23 protein-coding genes are annotated in these 18,523 nt (G+C 38.2%); 11 read left to right on the top strand and 12 right to left on the bottom strand.

The genetic code is table 11. The features are described from left to right. Nucleotides 1-48: 48 nt before the first annotated feature. Nucleotides 49-585: a heme utilization cystosolic carrier protein HutX gene (hutX, locus tag HC728_RS12600; protein ID WP_370539789.1), complete on the bottom strand. Its 537-nt coding sequence runs from the start codon at nucleotides 583-585 to the stop codon at nucleotides 49-51. Then, on the bottom strand, nucleotides 569-1,945 hold the full coding sequence (gene hutW / locus HC728_RS12595) for a heme anaerobic degradation radical SAM methyltransferase ChuW/HutW (RefSeq protein ID WP_190395562.1): 1,377 nt from the start codon (nucleotides 1,943-1,945) through the stop codon (nucleotides 569-571). The genes hutX and hutW overlap by 17 nt, the downstream gene beginning before the upstream one ends. 156 nt (nucleotides 1,946-2,101) lie before the next feature. Here hutW and HC728_RS12590 point away from each other — a divergent pair, with 156 nt between their 5' ends. Genes HC728_RS12590 through HC728_RS12565 form a run of 6 tightly spaced genes read left to right on the top strand, consistent with a single transcriptional unit; the run spans nucleotide 2,102 to nucleotide 6,646 of the window. After that, nucleotides 2,102-2,854 (top strand): TonB family protein, encoded by a 753-nt coding sequence (locus HC728_RS12590; RefSeq protein ID WP_190395561.1) that lies wholly within the window; start codon nucleotides 2,102-2,104, stop codon nucleotides 2,852-2,854. 21 nt (nucleotides 2,855-2,875) lie between these two features. After that, on the top strand, nucleotides 2,876-3,559 hold the full coding sequence (locus HC728_RS12585) for a MotA/TolQ/ExbB proton channel family protein (RefSeq protein WP_190395560.1): 684 nt from the start codon (nucleotides 2,876-2,878) through the stop codon (nucleotides 3,557-3,559). Then, entirely contained in the window at nucleotides 3,556-3,975 is a 420-nt protein-coding gene (locus tag HC728_RS12580; RefSeq protein WP_190395559.1) for a biopolymer transporter ExbD, read from the top strand. Before HC728_RS12585 ends, HC728_RS12580 begins: the two co-directional genes overlap by 4 nt. After that, nucleotides 3,972-4,820 carry a hemin ABC transporter substrate-binding protein gene (locus tag HC728_RS12575; RefSeq protein ID WP_190395558.1) on the top strand — a complete coding sequence of 283 codons (849 nt, stop codon included), beginning with the start codon at nucleotides 3,972-3,974 and terminating at the stop codon, nucleotides 4,818-4,820. Before HC728_RS12580 ends, HC728_RS12575 begins: the two co-directional genes overlap by 4 nt. Before the next feature lie 9 nt (nucleotides 4,821-4,829). Further along, entirely contained in the window at nucleotides 4,830-5,867 is a 1,038-nt protein-coding gene (locus HC728_RS12570) for an iron ABC transporter permease (RefSeq protein ID WP_190395557.1), read from the top strand. Beyond that, complete coding sequence (locus HC728_RS12565; protein WP_190395556.1) at nucleotides 5,867-6,646, top strand: heme ABC transporter ATP-binding protein; 780 nt, start codon at nucleotides 5,867-5,869, stop codon at nucleotides 6,644-6,646. The genes HC728_RS12570 and HC728_RS12565 overlap by 1 nt, the downstream gene beginning before the upstream one ends. Nucleotides 6,647-6,723: 77 nt before the next feature. On the opposite strand, the gene HC728_RS12560 is transcribed toward HC728_RS12565, so the two are convergent. From HC728_RS12560 to thrS, 5 genes are all read right to left on the bottom strand, one after another. Next, entirely contained in the window at nucleotides 6,724-8,043 is a 1,320-nt protein-coding gene (locus HC728_RS12560) for a ferric reductase-like transmembrane domain-containing protein (protein WP_065597268.1), read from the bottom strand. Nucleotides 8,044-8,258: 215 nt separating this feature from the next. Then, nucleotides 8,259-8,612, bottom strand: a complete 354-nt coding sequence (gene rplT, locus HC728_RS12555) for a 50S ribosomal protein L20 (protein WP_005419081.1) — start codon at nucleotides 8,610-8,612, stop codon at nucleotides 8,259-8,261. Between the two features lie 41 nt (nucleotides 8,613-8,653). Continuing rightward, nucleotides 8,654-8,848 (bottom strand): 50S ribosomal protein L35, encoded by a 195-nt coding sequence (gene rpmI, locus HC728_RS12550; RefSeq protein WP_005419080.1) that lies wholly within the window; start codon nucleotides 8,846-8,848, stop codon nucleotides 8,654-8,656. A gap of 107 nt (nucleotides 8,849-8,955) precedes the next feature. Further along, nucleotides 8,956-9,507 carry a translation initiation factor IF-3 gene (gene infC, locus HC728_RS12545; protein WP_065594655.1) on the bottom strand — a complete coding sequence of 184 codons (552 nt, stop codon included), beginning with the start codon at nucleotides 9,505-9,507 and terminating at the stop codon, nucleotides 8,956-8,958. Nucleotides 9,508-9,510: 3 nt separating this feature from the next. Further along, a complete protein-coding gene (thrS, locus tag HC728_RS12540) occupies nucleotides 9,511-11,439 on the bottom strand; it encodes a threonine--tRNA ligase (protein ID WP_011261833.1) in 1,929 nt (642 codons plus the stop codon). Between the two features lie 263 nt (nucleotides 11,440-11,702). Between thrS and HC728_RS12535 the strand changes: the two genes are divergently transcribed. The 3 genes from HC728_RS12535 (at nucleotide 11,703) to HC728_RS12525 (ending at nucleotide 12,791) form a co-directional block, all read left to right on the top strand. Next, nucleotides 11,703-11,984 carry a ribbon-helix-helix domain-containing protein gene (locus tag HC728_RS12535; RefSeq protein ID WP_190395555.1) on the top strand — a complete coding sequence of 94 codons (282 nt, stop codon included), beginning with the start codon at nucleotides 11,703-11,705 and terminating at the stop codon, nucleotides 11,982-11,984. Between the two features lie 99 nt (nucleotides 11,985-12,083). Beyond that, entirely contained in the window at nucleotides 12,084-12,479 is a 396-nt protein-coding gene (locus HC728_RS12530) for a glyoxalase superfamily protein (protein WP_190395554.1), read from the top strand. Between the two features lie 21 nt (nucleotides 12,480-12,500). Then, nucleotides 12,501-12,791, top strand: coding sequence for a putative quinol monooxygenase (locus HC728_RS12525; RefSeq protein WP_065597269.1), 291 nt, complete (start codon nucleotides 12,501-12,503; stop codon nucleotides 12,789-12,791). Nucleotides 12,792-12,872: 81 nt separating this feature from the next. Here HC728_RS12525 and HC728_RS12520 read toward each other — a convergent pair whose 3' ends face one another. The 5 genes from HC728_RS12520 to HC728_RS12500 form a co-directional block, all read right to left on the bottom strand. After that, the gene (locus tag HC728_RS12520; RefSeq protein WP_012534223.1) at nucleotides 12,873-13,619 is read right to left on the bottom strand and encodes a sporulation protein; all 747 of its coding nucleotides are present in this window, start codon (nucleotides 13,617-13,619) and stop codon (nucleotides 12,873-12,875) included. Between the two features lie 62 nt (nucleotides 13,620-13,681). Beyond that, entirely contained in the window at nucleotides 13,682-14,764 is a 1,083-nt protein-coding gene (locus HC728_RS12515) for a site-2 protease family protein (protein WP_190395553.1), read from the bottom strand. 18 nt (nucleotides 14,765-14,782) lie between these two features. Continuing rightward, complete coding sequence (yqfB, locus tag HC728_RS12510) at nucleotides 14,783-15,100, bottom strand: N(4)-acetylcytidine aminohydrolase (RefSeq protein WP_012533341.1); 318 nt, start codon at nucleotides 15,098-15,100, stop codon at nucleotides 14,783-14,785. Between the two features lie 71 nt (nucleotides 15,101-15,171). Then, entirely contained in the window at nucleotides 15,172-16,524 is a 1,353-nt protein-coding gene (gene yegD / locus HC728_RS12505; protein WP_065604946.1) for a molecular chaperone, read from the bottom strand. Nucleotides 16,525-16,586: 62 nt separating this feature from the next. Further along, nucleotides 16,587-17,135, bottom strand: a complete 549-nt coding sequence (locus HC728_RS12500; RefSeq protein ID WP_065597271.1) for a phosphatase PAP2 family protein — start codon at nucleotides 17,133-17,135, stop codon at nucleotides 16,587-16,589. Nucleotides 17,136-17,364: 229 nt separating this feature from the next. Between HC728_RS12500 and HC728_RS12495 the strand changes: the two genes are divergently transcribed. Together HC728_RS12495 and HC728_RS12490 are read left to right on the top strand one after the other, a co-directional pair. Further along, on the top strand, nucleotides 17,365-18,072 hold the full coding sequence (locus HC728_RS12495; protein ID WP_005419058.1) for a DUF3581 domain-containing protein: 708 nt from the start codon (nucleotides 17,365-17,367) through the stop codon (nucleotides 18,070-18,072). Between the two features lie 180 nt (nucleotides 18,073-18,252). Beyond that, nucleotides 18,253-18,474, top strand: coding sequence for a hypothetical protein (locus tag HC728_RS12490; protein WP_005419057.1), 222 nt, complete (start codon nucleotides 18,253-18,255; stop codon nucleotides 18,472-18,474). Nucleotides 18,475-18,523: the final 49 nt, after the last annotated feature.

Below are 18,523 nucleotides of genomic sequence, written 5' to 3'. Positions count from 1 at the left end.
CTTTCCTTTTAAATTTGGTGCTGAGTTGTATGCTGAGCTGACTATTTTTTATTTATATTCTTGTTTTAAGACATTAAACGCTTCAACTTGTTCAGGAATAAGTTGACGCTTTTTATCTCGACCTAAATAGATCTTAAATACGGAATGCCCTTCATGATTAAAGAAGCCAAAGTAATGACTTTCTGTCCCTCTGAACGGTTTGCTAATTAATGCGATATCTTGAATTAAATCTAATTTTAAGTGACCGTGTAACTGCCCCTCTCGCCCCATCAGATTATAGTAACCATGTGCAACTTTCCCTTTTGGAAACGGCGCTTTCACTTCAAAGATAGAACCAAATGAATGTACGATGGTTGTTACATCACCAAAACCTACTAGCCCTTCTAAAATCTCTTGGGTTTTCAGGCCAGAAACCATAGTCACCATCTCTTTAGGTAATGATTTAACCACTTCGACTTCACTAATAGACAGTTGCTTAGCTATATCACTTGGTAATAATGATGGGTCATTTTCTAATAATTCGATAACGTGTTTATTCACTGGAATACTCTTATTATATTGATTAAATTTATGCGGCATGTTCATTAAAAACAGGCTGTTTGTTCGTCATTGATAAAGCGGATATCACACTTTGTGCTAAAGTCACTGCCCAAAATTCACCCGCTAGCGTTAAACTTAAATAATCGGCATTAACCTTAACTAATCCATTGTTTTGCCACTGTTTAAATAGTGGCATTAAGTATTGATAGACATCCTCTGACGTCTGCTGCAATAGTGATTTTCTTGATAGAACACCACGATCAAACCCTGCTTTAATCATTGAGAATAACCCTGCTGAAGAAGCGGATTGTGTCATCATTGCAATCGGAATTTGTTGAGCGTTAATTGACTGAATATAGGCGTCTAACGTGCGATGTTGCATAATGCCTACACCGCCAAGGTTACCACCAGCACCACACCCCACAGGCAATACCTCTGCAGTGGTTTTAGCTAAACTGTTGTAGATGCTTCTTTCACGATTACTGCGTGCCCAATGGTTAACACTCAAGCGATTAAGATGATGTTTGTTCATAAACTCCACACCATATTTATACATATAGGCTTTTTCTTCGGTTGATGCGGGTTGTGGCAATTTACCTTTATCAATCATGCCTTTCATAGGAGTTCCGCCCATTTCGATCAGCTGATAAAGATCAACACCATGTGCGTTTGTCTCTAAAAAATCGTTGAGATCTTGTTGCCAGATCTCGGAGGTTTGATAAGGAAGGCCATAAAGTAAATCAACCACAATGGGCGCTTGCTCTGAATCACTTAACTCTTGAATACGACGTAATACATACTCTTTATCATCAAGCCTCTTGGCTGAGCGTCTTACTTTTGTATTAAAACTCTGTACGCCAAATGAAAAACGATTAAAGCCACCTTCTAATGACTTATCAAACATCTCTTCATCAAAACGGTTAATTCGCCCTTCTAGCGTAATTTCACAATCAGGGGTTAATGGGAACTGAGAGCGAATGGCTTTACCCAATTGTTCAATTTGATCTGCAGTAAGATCCGTAGGCGTTCCACCACCAATATATACCGCATGAAATGGCGCAGCTTGAGTCCAAGCGAGCTGTGCTTTCCATTTCAACTCAACTAATAAGGCATCAAAATATTCTTGTACTAGCTGCTTGCTTGAAGCGTGTTGAAAGAAATTGCAGTAAGTGCATCGCACACGACAAAAAGGAATATGAACGTAAAGACAACGATGTTTACTGATCTGTGTGGTTTCCGATGAAACGGAAGAAAAACGCTCATTAAACAAATCCGCCGAGATTGGTGTTGCGCCTCCCCCAGCATGAGCGGATGCTTTTCTTTGAAAGGCATACAGTAATGGCTCTGGTGTACTTTCACCGACAAGTGAAATAGGTAGCTGATTTAAGTCAATTTCTGTTCTCATGATTTCAATTCTTTTTAACTCGTTACTTCAAAGAGTTTTGCTTCTTTTTACATCATAAAGTATTTTTAAATGAGAATGCAATTGATAATTGATCTCATTCTTGTTTTGTTTATAATATTGTCATCTTAAAAAGTACTGAATTAAATGGAGACATTCGTGCTGAACTTTCGTTATCTAGCTGCAGCTGGTATTTCATTAGCTATTCATACCGCGCTTATTTGGTCTGTACCTGAAAAAAAAGCCTTTGCTATGCCTACCGGTAGTACTTCATCACAAGTAAATATCCAGTTTGTCGCACCAAGTGTTCCTACCCCTCAGTCAGTACAAACGAAAAAAAATGAGGTAACAAAACCGAAAGAACAACCAAAGCAACAAACCACCGTTGAAAAAACAGTTCAAAAACAAATAGTGAAAAAGAAACCCGTACAATCTAAGCAAAAGCCTAAACCAAAAAAGAAAATGGTAAAAAAACCAACGATTTCAAAGCCAATTGAAACTAAAAAAAACGTTATTAAAGAAAAAGCAGAAACTAAGCCAACAACTAAAACGGCTAAGAAAACAGATAAACCTGTAGAAAAAGAATCAGCAGCGAAGCCTGTTGCTTCTAAATCAGGAGCGACAGAAAAACCACAATTAGTCCAAAAACCGAGTTTCTTAAAACGTCCTAATGCACCACGTTACCCTCGCATAGCTCAGCGTAAAGGCATTGAAGGTACTGCGCTATATGAAATTTGGCTAAATGAAAACGGAAAACAAATTAAACAAGAGTTAATCACCTCATCAGGCGCACAAGTTCTCGATGAAGCCGCTCTTAATGCAATTCGTGATTGGCAATTTTCACCTCAAGTTATCAATGGCCAAGCGATTGCACACCGTGTGCAGATCCCTGTCAGATTTTCACTAAATTAATCAGTTATACCGGATTTAACTATGCTTAACTTTTCACACTTATATTCACAACTTGGCATTATGGCTTTACCCTTAATAGCGTGTTCATTACTCACTCTTGCCTTGTTACTTGAACGAACCATTCAGCTTTTACTTTTTTCTGGCTGCTCTCATAAAAAAATACAGTCAACACTAACTCAATTAAAAAAAGACGATACACAAGGCATTCACTCCTTTATTCAAGAGTTGAAAAAACGTCGTGCCCTTTCAGCAAAAGGCAATGCCATGCTACTCGCTCATCGTGATTTTGAAAAAGGATTACGAGAGGATGTGGCTGGATTATGGCTTCAAGAAAAACGTCATCAATTACGTTCTGGATTACGTCTTTTAGCTCTTATTGGTATGATCAGCCCATTACTAGGCTTATTAGGTACGGTTCTTGGCTTAATTGATATGTTTAAAGAGGTAGCCGCAACAACGGGCTCTATTACACCAAATATTCTGGCTGATGGTTTAGGGTTAGCAATGCGTACAACGGCAATTGGTTTGATCATTGCCTTACCTGCTATCGCAAGCTCACAGCTTCTAGGCTTATGGGCTGATCGTATCTTGTCACGTTTAGAGCATTCATTAAATTACACTAATTTGTGGATTGAAGGCGTATTTAGCTCAAATGATTCAATGAGTGAGAACATCCAACATAAAATCATCAAGGTGAATGCATGATTAAGTCACCTTCCTCTGCTGCTGAAGAATCCATTCAGCCTGATCTGACCCCTTTACTCGATATTATTTTCATCGTAATGGTCTTCTTATTACTCACCGCTACCGTGAAACTTCAATCTTTAGAAGTGAGCTTACCGACAGCGGATACCGAATCGGTAAGTGACGTAGACAGTAAGTCTTTTACCATCAATATATTAGAACAACCGCCATATTGGGGTTTGGATGGGCATTCTTATTCTACTTGGCCTTCTTTTACTAACGCATTACTACAAAAAGTAAAAAGTAAGCCAGATTTTCAAGTGGTTATTGCCTCAGATAAAACAGCTGAAATTCAGCATATGGTGAAATTATTGGCCTTTTTACAAGATAACAATATTAAAGCGACTCAAATTTTAATGGACGAAAATAAATCATGATTAACTCAAAAATTACCTCTTCTCTTCTTGCTATTGCATTGCTTTTATTCTCATCCATTAGTACGGCACAAGAGCGTATTATTAGTGCTGGAAGTGCCGTTACGGAGCTAATTTACGCGCTAGGTGCAGAAGACTCTCTTATTGCCGTTGATGTAACGAGCAAAATGCCGCAGACACAATCCTTACCTAAAATTGGTTATCACCGTCAATTATCAACAGAAGGCTTACTGGCTTTGCAGCCAACACAAATTATTGGCTCCGATGAAATGGGACCACAAACTACATTAGATTTACTTTCTCAATCGAATGTAAAGGTGAATATCGTAAACACGACACCAACAGTTCAAGGCTTATTAAATCGTATTGACGAAATTGCCTCTATTACTCAGCATCAATCGCAAGCAGAAGCCATCAAGGATCAAGTAAATAAAAAGGTCGCGTTACTAAACAGTAATATTCCAAGTAAAGCAAAACAGAAAAAAGTCATTTACCTTTTATTGCATGAAGGCAGAGCACCTTATGTGGCAGGCAGTGATACGACAATGGATGAATTGATCCATTTAGCAGGAGCAAATAACCCTGCAAGCCCATCGATATCATCGTTTAAACCTATTTCAATGGAGGCAATGATATCAATGCAACCTGACGTTGTTTTAGTCAGCAACCGTAGTATCAAGACGTTAAAAGGCATTGATAATATTATCGAATCGATTCCAACCTTAGCCTCCACACCTGCTGGTATTAATAAACAAATTATTGGTATTGATGGCTCAGCACTCGTCGGTGGCCTTGGCTTGGCGACACTTGATGAAGCCGCTCGTTTGAATACCCTTCTTTATCCTTAAGTGATTATTATGTTGTTAAAATACCTCTCTTATTCAAAATTACTGTGGTTAAGTGGTTTTTCTCTGCTCATTATCGCAGTAAGCTCCATTGCGACAGGACCAATGAACATTACGCTAAGTGATAGTTTTCATAGCCTTATACCTTGGTCAACCGCTGAAATTCCAGCACACATTAATTTGATCATTCATCAAGTTCGCCTACCAAGAACCATTCTTTGTATGCTTGTGGGTGCCATATTGGCTATTTCTGGTGTTGTCATGCAGGGATTATTTCGCAATCCTCTTGCTGAACCAGGGATCATTGGTGTATCGGCTGGGGCCGCACTTGGTGCAGCAATGGCAATCGTATTATTTTCATCCGTTGCTCAGCAATTTCCTATTTTTATGAATTTTGCCGCTGTACCTATTTTTGCTTTTCTTGGTGGCGCAATAACCACGCTCATTGTCTATCGATTAGGAACCAGTAAATTTGGCACCTCAATCACCGTTATGCTACTCGCTGGTGTTGCTATCAGCGCGTTATCTGGTGCTGGAATTGGCTATTTGAATTTCATTGCCGATGATCAAATGCTGCGTGATCTCTCGTTATGGTCTATGGGATCATTAGCCGGAGCAAAGTGGAATGACCTACTGCTTGCAAGTATTGGTCTTATCACCTTGCTTATTTTATTTATGAAAAATGCGTCAGGACTTAACGCCCTACTTCTTGGTGAAGCGGAGGCAAAACATTTAGGCATTAATGTTCAATCATTAAAGAAACGTATGATCATTTTAAGTGCTGTCGGCGTTGGTATTACCGTTAGCTTATCTGGAATGATTGGGTTTATTGGATTAATCATCCCTCACCTTGGCCGTATGCTATCTGGACCAAACCATAAAACCTTATTACCACTTTCAGCATTACTTGGTGGTCTTTTATTAACTGCAGCAGATATGTTTGCCCGAGTTGCCGTTAGCCCTGCTGAACTACCTGTTGGTATCGTGACGGCCATTATTGGTGCGCCTTTCTTTTTGTATTTACTCTTTACCCAACGAGGTAAAATTTAATGAGCCTTTCTTCATTAGCTATCTCAGCCAACAACATTTCTTATCGCATTGGATCTAAAATAATTTTAGATGACATTAACTTAGATCTTCGTTGTGGTGAAGTCACAACACTACTTGGGCCAAATGGTGCCGGAAAAAGTACATTACTGAAATTGTTATGTGATGAAATCACCTCTTTTAATGACATTCGTTATTTCGGAAAAACAAAAGGTCAATGGGATAGTAATGAACTAGCAAAACGACTTGGGGTTCTTCCACAGCACAGCACCCTATCCTTTGCTTTTAATGTAAATGAAGTGGTTGAACTTGGAGGATTGCCATTAGCGCTATCCAATCAAGCATTACGAGAAATCACATCGAGCATGATGCAAAAAACAGGAATTGAACACTTAGCTGAAAGATCCTATCCCTCTTTATCTGGTGGTGAAAAACTACGTGTTCATTTAGCGCGAGTGCTAACCCAAGTGAGCCAACATCAACAGAAGATCGTGATGCTAGATGAACCAACATCAGCGTTAGATCTTTCACACCAACACAATACGTTAAGATTAGCGAAGGACTTAGCAAATGAAGGCGCTGCGGTTATTGTGGTACTGCATGATTTAAATTTAGCTGCACAATATTCAGATAGAGTCATTGTTCTTCAAGATGGAAAGCTGCAAGCAGACGGAGCGCCATGGGAGGCGATAACATCAGAAATGATAGAGAATGTTTATGGACACAAAACCTTAGTGCAAGCTCACCCTACGTTGAATTTCCCTGTAGTGTTTGCAGCATAAAGCCCAAAGAGATTTCAAAAAAGAGCCAATATGTTTATGTTGGCTCTTTAAAATTAAATAAAAATACAAAATACAGATTAACGCATTTTAAATATTTCTTTATGAAATGATGCCTCAGGAAGACCGTTTGCCATCAAACCTTGCTTTAAACTCATTCCAAACCCTTCAGGCCCGCAAAAACTAACAGAAAATGACTCATTATCAATTTTCTTTAAAATATGCTCAGAGGTTAATCTATAACCCTTATCTGACTCGATAAGGTGTAATTCAATAAAATCCATCTTACGTAAAATAGCTTTTATTTCAGTACTAAAAAAGGCTTCCTTCTCATTATTTACACAATAAAAAAGGTGAATTTTTTCAATCCTTTTTGTGGTTTTGTCGGTGCTCTTTTGTAACCAATACATTCGAGATAATAATGGTACGATACCAATTCCGGCCCCTACCCATACTTGGTTCATATCAGATGGGATTTGAAAGTAACCATAACCGCCTTCCACTGTTGCTTTTTTTCCTACTGCAATTTGGTTAACTAATTGATGCGTATAATCCCCAAGATCTTTAATCCCAAACTCAACCAATCTTGTCTTTTCGTTATAATTTAGAATAGAAAATGGATGTGGCGCTTCACCGTCATGAAAATTGATATAAGCAAACTGTCCCTCTTTATATCGCAGTTCACTCTCCAGTTTAATTTGAAGACGAGCCACCACAGTAAATTCAGAATCATCTTTAAATTTAGCAACCTGAACTACTTGACCACCTATTTTATTTTTCTTACCAATAGAACCCGTTAGTGAAAGTATTGCACACCAAACTGAAATAGCAGAGATAAGTATAATAGCTATATTCATTGGGATTAATGAAAGATCCCATTTGATCAAAAACAGCGTATGAAACACACCTGCCAACATTAATGCTCCACCAATTTTGTGGATCCCTTTAAATTTTTTATAACTGATTCTTTCAACCAAGCTAATGATAGTAAAAAGTATAAAAACCTTAAACGATATATCACCTACTTTCTCTGCAAGAGAAATCCAATCAATACCTGTGATAACTCTCTCTTTTCCTGCATGCGTTGGACGAACAAGCCAACCTAGTTGCACAGCCCAATGCGCAGCTTTAATCACTAACCAGTGCAAGAGCAGTGCAATAAAAGCTGAAATCCCTAATTTTTTATGTAAACCATAAGCCTTATCTAGCCCTTTTACTAATCGTTCTGTCCATTTAAAGCGAGCGGAAAGAACAATAGCGGCGCCCATATAAGCAAAACCAAGCCAACCAGTTAAGACGATTAATTGTTTACGTAAATCCATCACACTATCAAATTGAGTAAGTGATGAAACAAAAGATGGCAGCCATAGCAAAAGCAACAGAACAGTAAATTTACGCATTTTCAATACTCATTAAATGAATCAATTGAGTGAATAATAGGCTTTTGTTTTTAAATCAAAAGTAACTTTACGTTAGTTGTATAAGCTTTACAGAAACTGACAGATAGAAAGGGAATTAGGAGGTTGATGCTTGGAATATGAATAAATTGGAAGCATAAAAAAAGGAGAGCTAGTGCTCTCCTTATTTAGTCTTAAAGCCTTTGAAACTGTTCTAATTAAAGAGCAGCTTTCGCTTTTTCAACTAGAGCAGCGAATGCTACTTTGTCGAATACAGCGATGTCAGCTAGGATCTTACGATCGATTTCAATAGATGCTTTCTTAAGACCGTTGATGAAACGGCTGTAAGACATCTCGTTTTGACGAGCTGCAGCATTGATACGAGCGATCCAAAGTTGACGGAAAACACGCTTTTTGTTACGACGGTCACGGTAAGCATATTGACCTGCTTTAGTTACCGCCTGGAAAGCTACACGATAAACACGTGAACGTGCACCGTAGTAACCTTTAGCTTGTTTCAGAACTTTCTTATGACGTGCACGAGCTTGTACACCACGTTTTACGCGAGGCATTATGTCTCTCCTAAACTAAAATTATAAATAAATACTAAAAATTATGCGTATGGAAGCATACGAGCAACTGCTGCTACTTCACATTTTGGAAGTAGAGAGTTAGGACGAAGCTGACGCTTGTTCTTAGTAGTACGTTTAGTCAGGATGTGACGTTTTGTAGCGTGCTTAAATTTGATACCGCCAGCAGTTTTCTTAAAACGCTTAGAAGCACCTTTGTTTGATTTCATCTTAGGCATGATGAATATAACTCCGCATTGTTGCGTGATTAAACATACAGTAATTAGGCGAATAAAACAGGGTAACTGCGAACAGCTACCCTGCTGTATTACTTGAATGCACTAAATTACTTCTTCTTAGGGGCCAACACCATAATCATCTGGCGACCTTCAATTCTCGTTGGGAAAGATTCGACTACTGCAAATTCTTCAGTATCCGCTTTCAAACGATTAAGAACGTCAACACCGATGTTTTGGTGAGCCATTTCGCGGCCACGGAAGCGAATTGTTACCTTCACTTTGTTGCCGTCTTCAAGGAAACCAGTCAGGTTGCGTAGTTTTACCTGATAGTCTCCAATATCAGTTCCAGGTCGGAATTTAATTTCCTTGATCTGAACCTGTTTTTGCTTTTTCTTCTGTTCTTTAGCAGCCTTCGCCTTTTCGAAGAGGAATTTGCCATAGTCCATCACACGACAAACTGGTGGCTCGGCATTTGGGCTGATTTCAACTAAGTCAACACCAGCTTCAAGTGCTGCATCCAGAGCTTCGTTTAGAGAAACGACACCTACTGATTCACCATCTAGGCCTGTTAGGCGCACTTCTTTAACGCCACGAATTTCACCGTTTAGACGATGAGCATTTTGTTTAGCCGGCTGTTGGGCTCTTTTTCCGCCTTTAATACCTTATTCCTCCACAGTATTGAGCGTTCGGGCACTAACTTCTTGCTGCAGGAATGCAACAAAATCATCAATTTTGAATTTACCCAAATCTTTACCTTTACGAGTACGTACTGCAATTTCTCCAGCTTCCATCTCCTGGTCGCCACAAACAAGCATATACGGTACACGCTTCAAAGTATGTTCACGGATTTTAAAGCCAATCTTCTCATTTCTCAAGTCCGCTTTCACTCTAAATCCATTTTTTTGCAGTTTTTTTGCAATTTCTTGTACGTAATCAGCTTGTTTGTCCGTAATTCCCATAACAATTGCTTGTTCAGGAGCTAACCACGTTGGGAAAAAGCCTGCATAGTCTTCGATTAAGATACCAATGAAACGCTCTAGTGAACCTAAAATCGCGCGGTGAATCATCACTGGTGTGTGACGTTCGTTATCTTCACCAACGTAAGTTGCACCTAAACGCTCTGGTAATGCAAAATCAAGCTGTACTGTACCACATTGCCACGCACGGTCCAGACAATCATGCAAAGTAAATTCAATTTTCGGTCCGTAGAACGCACCCTCACCCTCTTGAATCTCGTATGGAATCTCCATTGACTCTAGAGCAAGTTTTAAATCTGACTCAGCACGGTCCCACATTTCATCAGAACCAACGCGTTGTTCTGGACGTGTAGACAGCTTAACTACGATATTATCAAAACCAAATGTCTGATATGTATCATAAACCATTTCAATACAAGATTTAACTTCTTGTTGAACTTGTGCTTCTGTACAGAATACGTGTGCATCATCTTGAGTGAAGCCACGAACACGCATAATACCGTGTAGAGCACCAGATGGTTCGTTACGGTGACATGAGCCAAACTCAGCCATACGTAATGGTAAATCACGGTATGATTTCAGACCTTGGTTAAAGATTTGAACGTGACCTGGACAGTTCATTGGTTTAATTGCGTATTCACGGTTCTCAGAACTTGTTGTGAACATCGCTTCAGCGTATTTGTCCCAGTGACCAGAACGTTCCCAAAGTACGCGGTCCATCATTAATGGGCCTTTTACTTCTTGGTAATCGTACTGAGTTAGTTTTTCACGAACAAATACTTCTAGTTCACGGAAGATAGTCCAACCGTTGTGGTGCCAGAATACCATACCTGGAGCTTCTTGCTGCATATGGAACAGATCAAGCTGCTTACCAATTTTACGGTGATCACGCTTTGCTGCTTCTTCTAGGCGGATAAGGTGTGCTTTAAGCAACTTCTTATCTTGGAATGCAGTGCCGTAGACACGTTGCAGCATTTTGTTGTCACTGTTACCACGCCAATATGCACCAGCAACGTTCAGAATCTTAAAGTTCTGACAGAAGCTCATGTTAGGAACGTGAGGACCACGACACATATCAATGTATTCTTCGTGGTGATATAAACCTGGACGATCGTCTTTAGATACGTTTTCGTCAAGGATTTCAATCTTGTAAGTTTCACCGCGTGCTTCAAAAGTATCACGCGCTTCTTGCCAGCTTACGTTCTTCTTAATTACTTGGTACTTGGTCTTAGCAAGATCCTTCATACGCTTTTCAATCTTATCAAGATCTTCTTGCGTTAAAGAGTGCTCCATATCGATATCGTAGTAGAAACCGTTATCGATTGTTGGACCAATCGCCATCTTAGCTTCAGGGAAAAGCTGCTTAACTGCGTGACCTAAAAGGTGCGCACAAGAGTGACGAATGATTTCTAAACCGTCTTCATCTTTTGCTGTGATGATTTCAAGTTGAGCGTCATTTTCAATTAAATCGCACGCATCAACACGAACACCATCAACACGACCAGCGATACAAGCTTTCGCAAGACCTGGGCCGATGTCAGCAGCGACATCCATAGTTGAAACAGCGTTATCGAATTGACGTTGAGAACCGTCTGGAAGAGTAATTACAGGCATGTTTTATCCTTTACAGTGGTGTTGCACACGAAGCAACACATGCTAAAAATTAATAAACGAAAAATACGTTGTATATAGAGTAGTTGTGAGAATCAATCAACCACACAAAGGTCGGGAATACTCACAAGAGCGCTATTGTACGTTTCTTAACTCATTAATGCAAAAAAAGAATCAAGATCACAAAAATGATATTTCCCAGTTATTTGATTCTCGCTTCATTTCCATACAGAATAATGCAATCACTCAACAGACCTATGATATTTATGTGTGAAATATTTGCTCATCAGCCAACTGAAAACTACCAATTCATCACTCGTTCTATTCGAATTGATGGTCATGCTACCAGTGTAAAACTAGAAGCCAGCTTTTGGGAAACGCTTGAAGAAATCGCTGAGTACCAAGGTTTAAGCGTCCCTCGTTTTATTTCTACAATATACAATGAAGCATTAGAACATAACGGAGAGGTCACTAATTTTGCTTCGTTACTTCGCTGTGCTTGTTTAATTTATTCACGTAAACCCCAAGAAACACTCTTAACTCTTTAATGACACATTAATTTTAATAGATTTATCATTTGTCGTACTCACGTACTACCACCCTACTTCAAACTCTCATTATGATGTTCTCGTTCACAAGGAGAACCCATGACAAAACTAATACATAGCATGGTGAGAGTGCATGACTTACCTGCCTCCATCAAATTCTACCGTGATGCACTAGAACTAGATATCGTGAATCAATATCACTTTGATGATTTTTCACTGACTTACCTTGCTAATTCTGAAACAGGATTCGAGATCGAATTAACTCATAACCACAATCAAGATGAACCCTATGTTCACGGCAACGGGTATGGGCATATCGCAGTAAGTGTGGATTGTATTCACACGGCACATAAGCGCCTAAATACATATGGTATTAACACTTCAGACATTAAATCATTTGATCATGAAGGCGTGTTATTAGCGACGTTCTTTTTCGTTATTGATCCTGACGGCTACAAGATTGAATTTATTCAACGAGCTGGTCGTTATTTATAATAAATAAATTGGAGAAACAAAATGATTCACTTGACTGCACAGTTCTGCGCTAAAGCTGGAAAAGAAGAAGCATTACATCAATTACTAAAAGCAATATTAGCGCCCACTCGTAATGAAAAAGGCTGTATTCGCTATTGTTTATTTCAAGACCAATCAGATAACCATAAATTTTTATTTCAAGAACAGTTTGCTGACCAAAATGCTTTTGATTCACATTGTAAAGAAACACATTTTACTGATTTGATTGCTAACCTTGATGGTCTTTTAGAAGAAGAACCAAAAATAACGTTTTATAATGCTATAGAAGCATAAAACAAATAAAGCTCTCTAAATGTAGAGAGCTTTATTAATGCATGTAATCTTTTTATTTACTACACCGTACTTCGTCAATCTTTATACGCGTAAAATTCGTTGCACGGCATTATTTATTTCAGCACTAGACGCATTTAAGCCTAAAGAAAATGAAATGTATTGATCACCACGATTAAACCCAAGTGAACGATCGACCTCAGCTAAACAATGAAGAACACTGCCATCTAAGATAAATGACAATTCAATTTCTTTCTTATTAATAAAACCACTACTTCTAAATTCAATTTCTTGGTAACAACCAGAGTGAGATTTGAAGTGGCCTCCGTTTAAAAAGCCCTTTTCAACATCGGCTTTTACCATACTAAAGCCTGCTTGCTCAACTTGCTGAATAATCGATCCAGCGACTGGTAATGGTTTTACAATCAATAGATCTCGATCCGTTGGGTCCAATGCATAATCAATATCTAATACCGTCTCAACCCATACATCGCAGTGGTTATTGCGAACATTCAATGCAGTAATTGGGGTTTCATCAGGTAACTTAATCGTAAATGGTAATTTTTTCTGCTCACCAGCTTGGATAACAAATGGATTAACCGCTTGAGTATGAAATAAAGTGAATGTTTGATAACTCACACCATTATCATTTTCAATTTTAATTTCTGTATTCAGTTTAATATGAATAGCATCAATTTGCTGTTCAATATCACCACCTTGAATATGAACCGCACCGATAAGTTTATCACCTTGAAAAAGCTCTGCATTTTCCAAAATGGTATCCACTTTTGCGGCTCCAATACCAAGAGACGCTTTTAATTTTTTAAACATCCGTAAATTCCTTTTAGCTATTATGAGCTAATGACCTTAGTTCTAGAATAACGCCGATAGGATTAGGTCCCTAGTATTTGCATCGGTAATCGCAACAAAGCATCACCGCTACTTGCAAAATACCAAATAATACCAATTAAAGAACTCACTAACCCTATATACCAAACCGATGAAATAATTTGTCCGTATCGATCCAGTGGTAATAAATGACTTTGATGACGACCTCGCCACTCAAATACAATCTCTAAGCTCCCCATAATAAGTAAAAAACCAAATAGTGCTAGACCTAATTGGTAACTTAATATGACACCACCAATAGCAGCAAGCGCGCATAAAAAAATACCAAGCTTACTGTTCATTGAAAAGCTAATACTTTTTAAAACGTGCCCACCATCTAATAGGAGTATTGGTAATAAATTAAATAAATTTAAGAATGCATTAAATACAGCAAGACCAGCAAAGAACATCTCCCCTGTTATCCAATATACCACCATAAGAATAAGCGAAAGGATTAAGCCAAAAAATGGCCCCATAATCGAGATAACCACATCTTGCCATCGCGTATTTATCTTCTCATCACTCAGAGCTAAGCCGCCTAAAAATGGTATAAGGTAAATACCTTTGGTTTTCATTCCAAAATATTTCATCGCTTTTATATGTCCATACTCATGAAACATTAAACAAGCGATCAAAGATAAAGCGAATTCAATAGAGAATAACCACGAGTATGCAGCAAGACTTGCAGAAGCTAAAACAACCTTAATTAGTTTGGCACTTTTTAATGCCTTCATTCCTAATGAAACTAACCCTATTAAACTGAATTTACGCTCGGCTTTAATAGGTGTATGCGGAACCTGTTTTTCAATGTCTTTTTCGTTACGACTGCCTTCTGCTACTAACTCACCATCAATCATTGCGCGATATTCAATAAGGAATGGTTGCCAAGTCACTTTGGCCTCTAACTGACAAGTGATGATTTTTTCACCTTGAGTTAACTGAAACTCATGATGATAGTGATCATTATGATCAGCTGATGCAGCGTGTTGAGCAACGAGAGTATTACTCCAAAATAATCGCTGCCAACCTGCCATTGAGCCTTCTAAACGAAGTGGCTGACCTAAAAAGTCGATAGATAATAATTCCATTATTGACCTCTATTCCCTTTAAACTAAATGATAAGAGATAACGTAAAGTTGACCTTTATTCGGGTAAATTTCTTCGATAATATTTTTAAGTTCTTCTAATGTCATATTCTCTTGTTCAGCATGGTACTGATTAAGATCATCAAAATTGATTGGTTCAACGTTATCGATAGCTAATCGGCAAAAACGACGATTGTCTTCATAAGTGCTGACTTCAACTTCGGTTCCAACCACATAATCCTTTTCTGATTCATCACGAATTGTGATCACTTTCTTACCCGATAAAATATCTGATTCAAAACGCTCAAAAAACGTCATTTCTGTTGGTGCTGTTTTCATTGTGTTTTCCTAATACAATTCGAGCTGCGACAATGCAGCTCGAAAATTAACAATTAATAAAATGGAGTTCATTATCCAAAGCAGTAGTTTGCCCAATGTGCTAATCCAGCTGTAACCGAACCAAAATAATTGCCACCAACAATCTCAATGTTTGGTAATTGCTGTTGTAATGCTGAACGTAGAATTGGAGAACGAGCAGAACCGCCAGTTACATAAATGATATCTGGTGTCGTGCCTGCTTGAACGATCGCTTCTTTAATCAACTTATTAATGTTCTCTTGTGGCTTCGCAATTGCTTCTGCTAGACATTGTTGAGAAATATTCAAAGTTAAACCTTCATCAAGGTAACTTAAATCTACCGCTTGCTCAGCGTATTCTGACAACGCTATTTTCGTTTGCTCTGCATCACGTAGCAGTTTGTAACTTAATTTTTCATCATAAAGTTTAATTAAACGTGCAACTTTTTCTGGCTCTTGAGTATCATTAAGCATCTGTATTAAATGTTTACGATTACCAAAACCAAAGAAGTCCAGTTGAGCAACAATGTTATTGATGGCAATTGGGTTCCAAAACTGCGTCATTGGTAATTCTAAGCCTTTATGAGTTCGACTCTGTGAACCAAGTAAAGGCATAAACTGACGGTGTGCTAGGTAAATGTCTAAGTCGTTACCACCAATACGAGAACCACTGTGAGATAAGATCCCTTTCGTTCTATCATGGTGTTCACGCCAAGACGGCCCCATTTGAATCATTGAACAGTCCGTCGTACCACCACCGATATCGACAATCAGAACCGTTTTGTCTTCTGTTAATGTTTGTTCAAAGTCTAAACCTGCCGCTACTGGCTCAAATTGAAACTCAATATTTTTAAAACCCACACGCATTGCTGCACGTGACAAAATTGAGATTGCTTGTGCATTAGCTTCGTCACTTGCTGCGCCTTGGAAGTTAATTGGGCGGCCAATTACTGTCGACGTAATATCTTGCTGTAGTTCTTGCTCTGCATTGTTTTTGATGTTTTTCATCATAGCAGTAACAAGATCTTCGAATAAACTCACTTGTACATCACGTAAACCAGATACCCCTAAGAATGATTTTGGTGATTTTACGTAATACACTTCTTCAGGATCTTCGATGTACATATTTAATGCAGCTTGGCCAAATGTCATCGACTCAGCATCAACATCAATATCTTCTTCACGATTGTATGAAATTGCAGTGTGAAGCAAACGTTCATTTATATCTGTACTTGGCTGAACGCCCCAAATACGAAATAAATATTCAGAAACCGCTTCACGAGTAGGTGCACATAACGCAGAAGGAATAAAAGTATTATCCCCTTCTAGTTTTAGTAATTTTGTTTGGTTATTTTGAATGGTCGCAACTGAACAGTTAGCGGTTCCGTAGTCAAATCCAATAAACATTGTGGTACACCTAGCATTATTAAAAGGGAGCTGATTTTACTCGCTTGTACACCATTTGCCAATTAAAATGAGAAAGATGCTGCGATTCCAACTTGTTCATCACTGATCACAGGTGCAATCATGACGCTATTTGAATCAAGATACTTATCAGTAACCAAATATTGAATGGTTGTCGCCAATACTGCACCGGCAATTACATCACGCCAATAATGGTGTTCATTCTCTACACGTGAATATCCAACTAAACTCGCCCCTATATAAGCAGGAACCCCATATTCCCAACCATAACGGAACTGTAAGTATGAAGCACCTTGGAATGCAGACGATGAATGCCCAGATGGAAAACTTAAATTGTCCTCTCCATTCGGTCGCTCCTCTTTTACCGTATATTTTAACGCTTGTGTTGCAGCTAAAGTATAAGTAGCACCTTTAGCAAACATCCAAAAACCATCGTAATCTTCTTTATATAAAGCTATCGAGCCTGCAATAACAGGAATCCCAACCGCACCAATGTCTGCAGCGAGATCTCCAGATTGCTTTTCTTCTGCTTGCGCACGGTAACTTGGTGCCATTAATGAAAAAACTAGCCCTACCATTATTAACGATTTCATTCTTTAACCTTAATATTCAACCTTAGATACAATAAATACACTGGTTGATGTGAGTACTTCACTTGTGATTATATCGAGATAATCGTGAAGTAAATGTCAATTTTTCTACATTTTGAAACGTTTAACTGATTGTTTTTACGTTTATTCGCACTGGATAGACCATTAGATGAGAAGAGATTGGTTATACTAGCCGAGTTATTTCATTAGCTAGGTTTTTACCAAATTTATTATGCAGTTAAATCAATATTTTTCAGAAACAGATAACTCATTTGAATTCACACGCCAACAAGCAAGCGATTTTGCAAAAAAAGTGGCTGGTGATTTTAACCCAATTCATGATGTGGATTCTAAGCGTTTCTGTGTTCCAGGTGATTTATTATTTGCAGTTTTATTATCCAAAACTGGCATCAGTAATAAAATGCACTTCGATTTTGCAGGTATGGTATCTAACGGTACAGCATTACATATTAACCACACAGAGCAAGGTGAATACTCGCTTTCAGACGATAATGATAAAGTATACCTTCACGTAAGTCGTAGCGGTGAAAAAAATCTTAATCCAGAATTCATTGAACATGTTGTAAAACAATATGTTCAATTTTCAGGAATGAACTTCCCTCATATCATGGTTCCATTAATGGAAGAAAAACAATTAATGATTAATTGTCAGCGCCCATTAGTAATTTATGAAAGTATGGATATTGAGTTTACTCGACTTGATCTTACTGCACCAAGTGTTGAGTTTACTGGCGCAACCATGGATATCGAAGGAAAGCGTGGCATTGTTAAGTTAAACTTTAAATTTACTGAAAACGGTGAAGAAGTGGGTCATGGTACTAAGCGAATGATAGCGACGGGTTTAAAGGCTTACGATCAAGCTTCTATCGATGACTTAGTCGAGCGATTTGTTGCTCTAAAAACCGCTTATAATAACTAAAATTTATAAAATAAATAATGACTTATAAAAGAGTGCTTCCGCACTCTTTTTTATTTTCAAAAAGATAATCTAGATCACAATCTGCATTATTGTTTTACGAGCCATATCATATCATACTCCTTTATAGGTATCTCATTAATGAAATTTATGTATCTCATTAACACCGTAAAGTTGGCTAGAATGAAAACAATAATAAAAGATGAAAGACAAATTAAGTTACAGCAAGCGGCTTTAAACGTAATTCCTGATAAAACTCATTTACGTTTAATTAATGCTCATTATTCATGTGGCGAATGCTATGCTGCGTGGTTTGGTCCACCTGTTTGTATTTCTTGTGGCAAAAAAACGTTTGTTATTGCCTCAAACTTATATTCAGAACAAGGTATTTTCGACGTTTTTTAATAATAAAAAAAGCCCGCTTATTTCTAAGCGGGCTTTTTATTTGGAAACA

This window comes from Aliivibrio sp. S10_S31 (assembly GCF_014694495.1).
Lineage (GTDB): Bacteria > Pseudomonadota > Gammaproteobacteria > Enterobacterales > Vibrionaceae > Aliivibrio > Aliivibrio fischeri.
Note: the sequence above shows the minus strand (reverse complement) of the source record. Positions and strands in the feature narration are given on the sequence as shown.

Bases quoted from the DNA above. Each gene is read 5' to 3' on its own strand.
- hutX (WP_370539789.1), bottom strand. From the start codon at position 585: ATGAACATGCCGCATAAATTTAATCAATATAATAAGAGTATTCCAGTG.
- hutW (WP_190395562.1), bottom strand. From the start codon at position 1,945: ATGAGAACAGAAATTGACTTAAATCAGCTACCTATTTCACTTGTCGGT.
- HC728_RS12585 (WP_190395560.1), top strand. From the start codon at position 2,876: ATGCTTAACTTTTCACACTTATATTCACAACTTGGCATTATGGCTTTA.
- HC728_RS12580 (WP_190395559.1), top strand. From the start codon at position 3,556: ATGATTAAGTCACCTTCCTCTGCTGCTGAAGAATCCATTCAGCCTGAT.
- HC728_RS12575 (WP_190395558.1), top strand. From the start codon at position 3,972: ATGATTAACTCAAAAATTACCTCTTCTCTTCTTGCTATTGCATTGCTT.
- HC728_RS12570 (WP_190395557.1), top strand. From the start codon at position 4,830: ATGTTGTTAAAATACCTCTCTTATTCAAAATTACTGTGGTTAAGTGGT.
- HC728_RS12565 (WP_190395556.1), top strand. From the start codon at position 5,867: ATGAGCCTTTCTTCATTAGCTATCTCAGCCAACAACATTTCTTATCGC.
- HC728_RS12560 (WP_065597268.1), bottom strand. From the start codon at position 8,043: ATGCGTAAATTTACTGTTCTGTTGCTTTTGCTATGGCTGCCATCTTTT.
- rplT (WP_005419081.1), bottom strand. From the start codon at position 8,612: ATGCCTCGCGTAAAACGTGGTGTACAAGCTCGTGCACGTCATAAGAAA.
- rpmI (WP_005419080.1), bottom strand. From the start codon at position 8,848: ATGCCTAAGATGAAATCAAACAAAGGTGCTTCTAAGCGTTTTAAGAAA.
- thrS (WP_011261833.1), bottom strand. From the start codon at position 11,439: ATGCCTGTAATTACTCTTCCAGACGGTTCTCAACGTCAATTCGATAAC.
- HC728_RS12535 (WP_190395555.1), top strand. From the start codon at position 11,703: ATGTGTGAAATATTTGCTCATCAGCCAACTGAAAACTACCAATTCATC.
- HC728_RS12530 (WP_190395554.1), top strand. From the start codon at position 12,084: ATGACAAAACTAATACATAGCATGGTGAGAGTGCATGACTTACCTGCC.
- HC728_RS12525 (WP_065597269.1), top strand. From the start codon at position 12,501: ATGATTCACTTGACTGCACAGTTCTGCGCTAAAGCTGGAAAAGAAGAA.
- HC728_RS12520 (WP_012534223.1), bottom strand. From the start codon at position 13,619: ATGTTTAAAAAATTAAAAGCGTCTCTTGGTATTGGAGCCGCAAAAGTG.
- HC728_RS12515 (WP_190395553.1), bottom strand. From the start codon at position 14,764: ATGGAATTATTATCTATCGACTTTTTAGGTCAGCCACTTCGTTTAGAA.
- yqfB (WP_012533341.1), bottom strand. From the start codon at position 15,100: ATGAAAACAGCACCAACAGAAATGACGTTTTTTGAGCGTTTTGAATCA.
- yegD (WP_065604946.1), bottom strand. From the start codon at position 16,524: ATGTTTATTGGATTTGACTACGGAACCGCTAACTGTTCAGTTGCGACC.
- HC728_RS12500 (WP_065597271.1), bottom strand. From the start codon at position 17,135: ATGAAATCGTTAATAATGGTAGGGCTAGTTTTTTCATTAATGGCACCA.
- HC728_RS12495 (WP_005419058.1), top strand. From the start codon at position 17,365: ATGCAGTTAAATCAATATTTTTCAGAAACAGATAACTCATTTGAATTC.
- HC728_RS12490 (WP_005419057.1), top strand. From the start codon at position 18,253: ATGAAAACAATAATAAAAGATGAAAGACAAATTAAGTTACAGCAAGCG.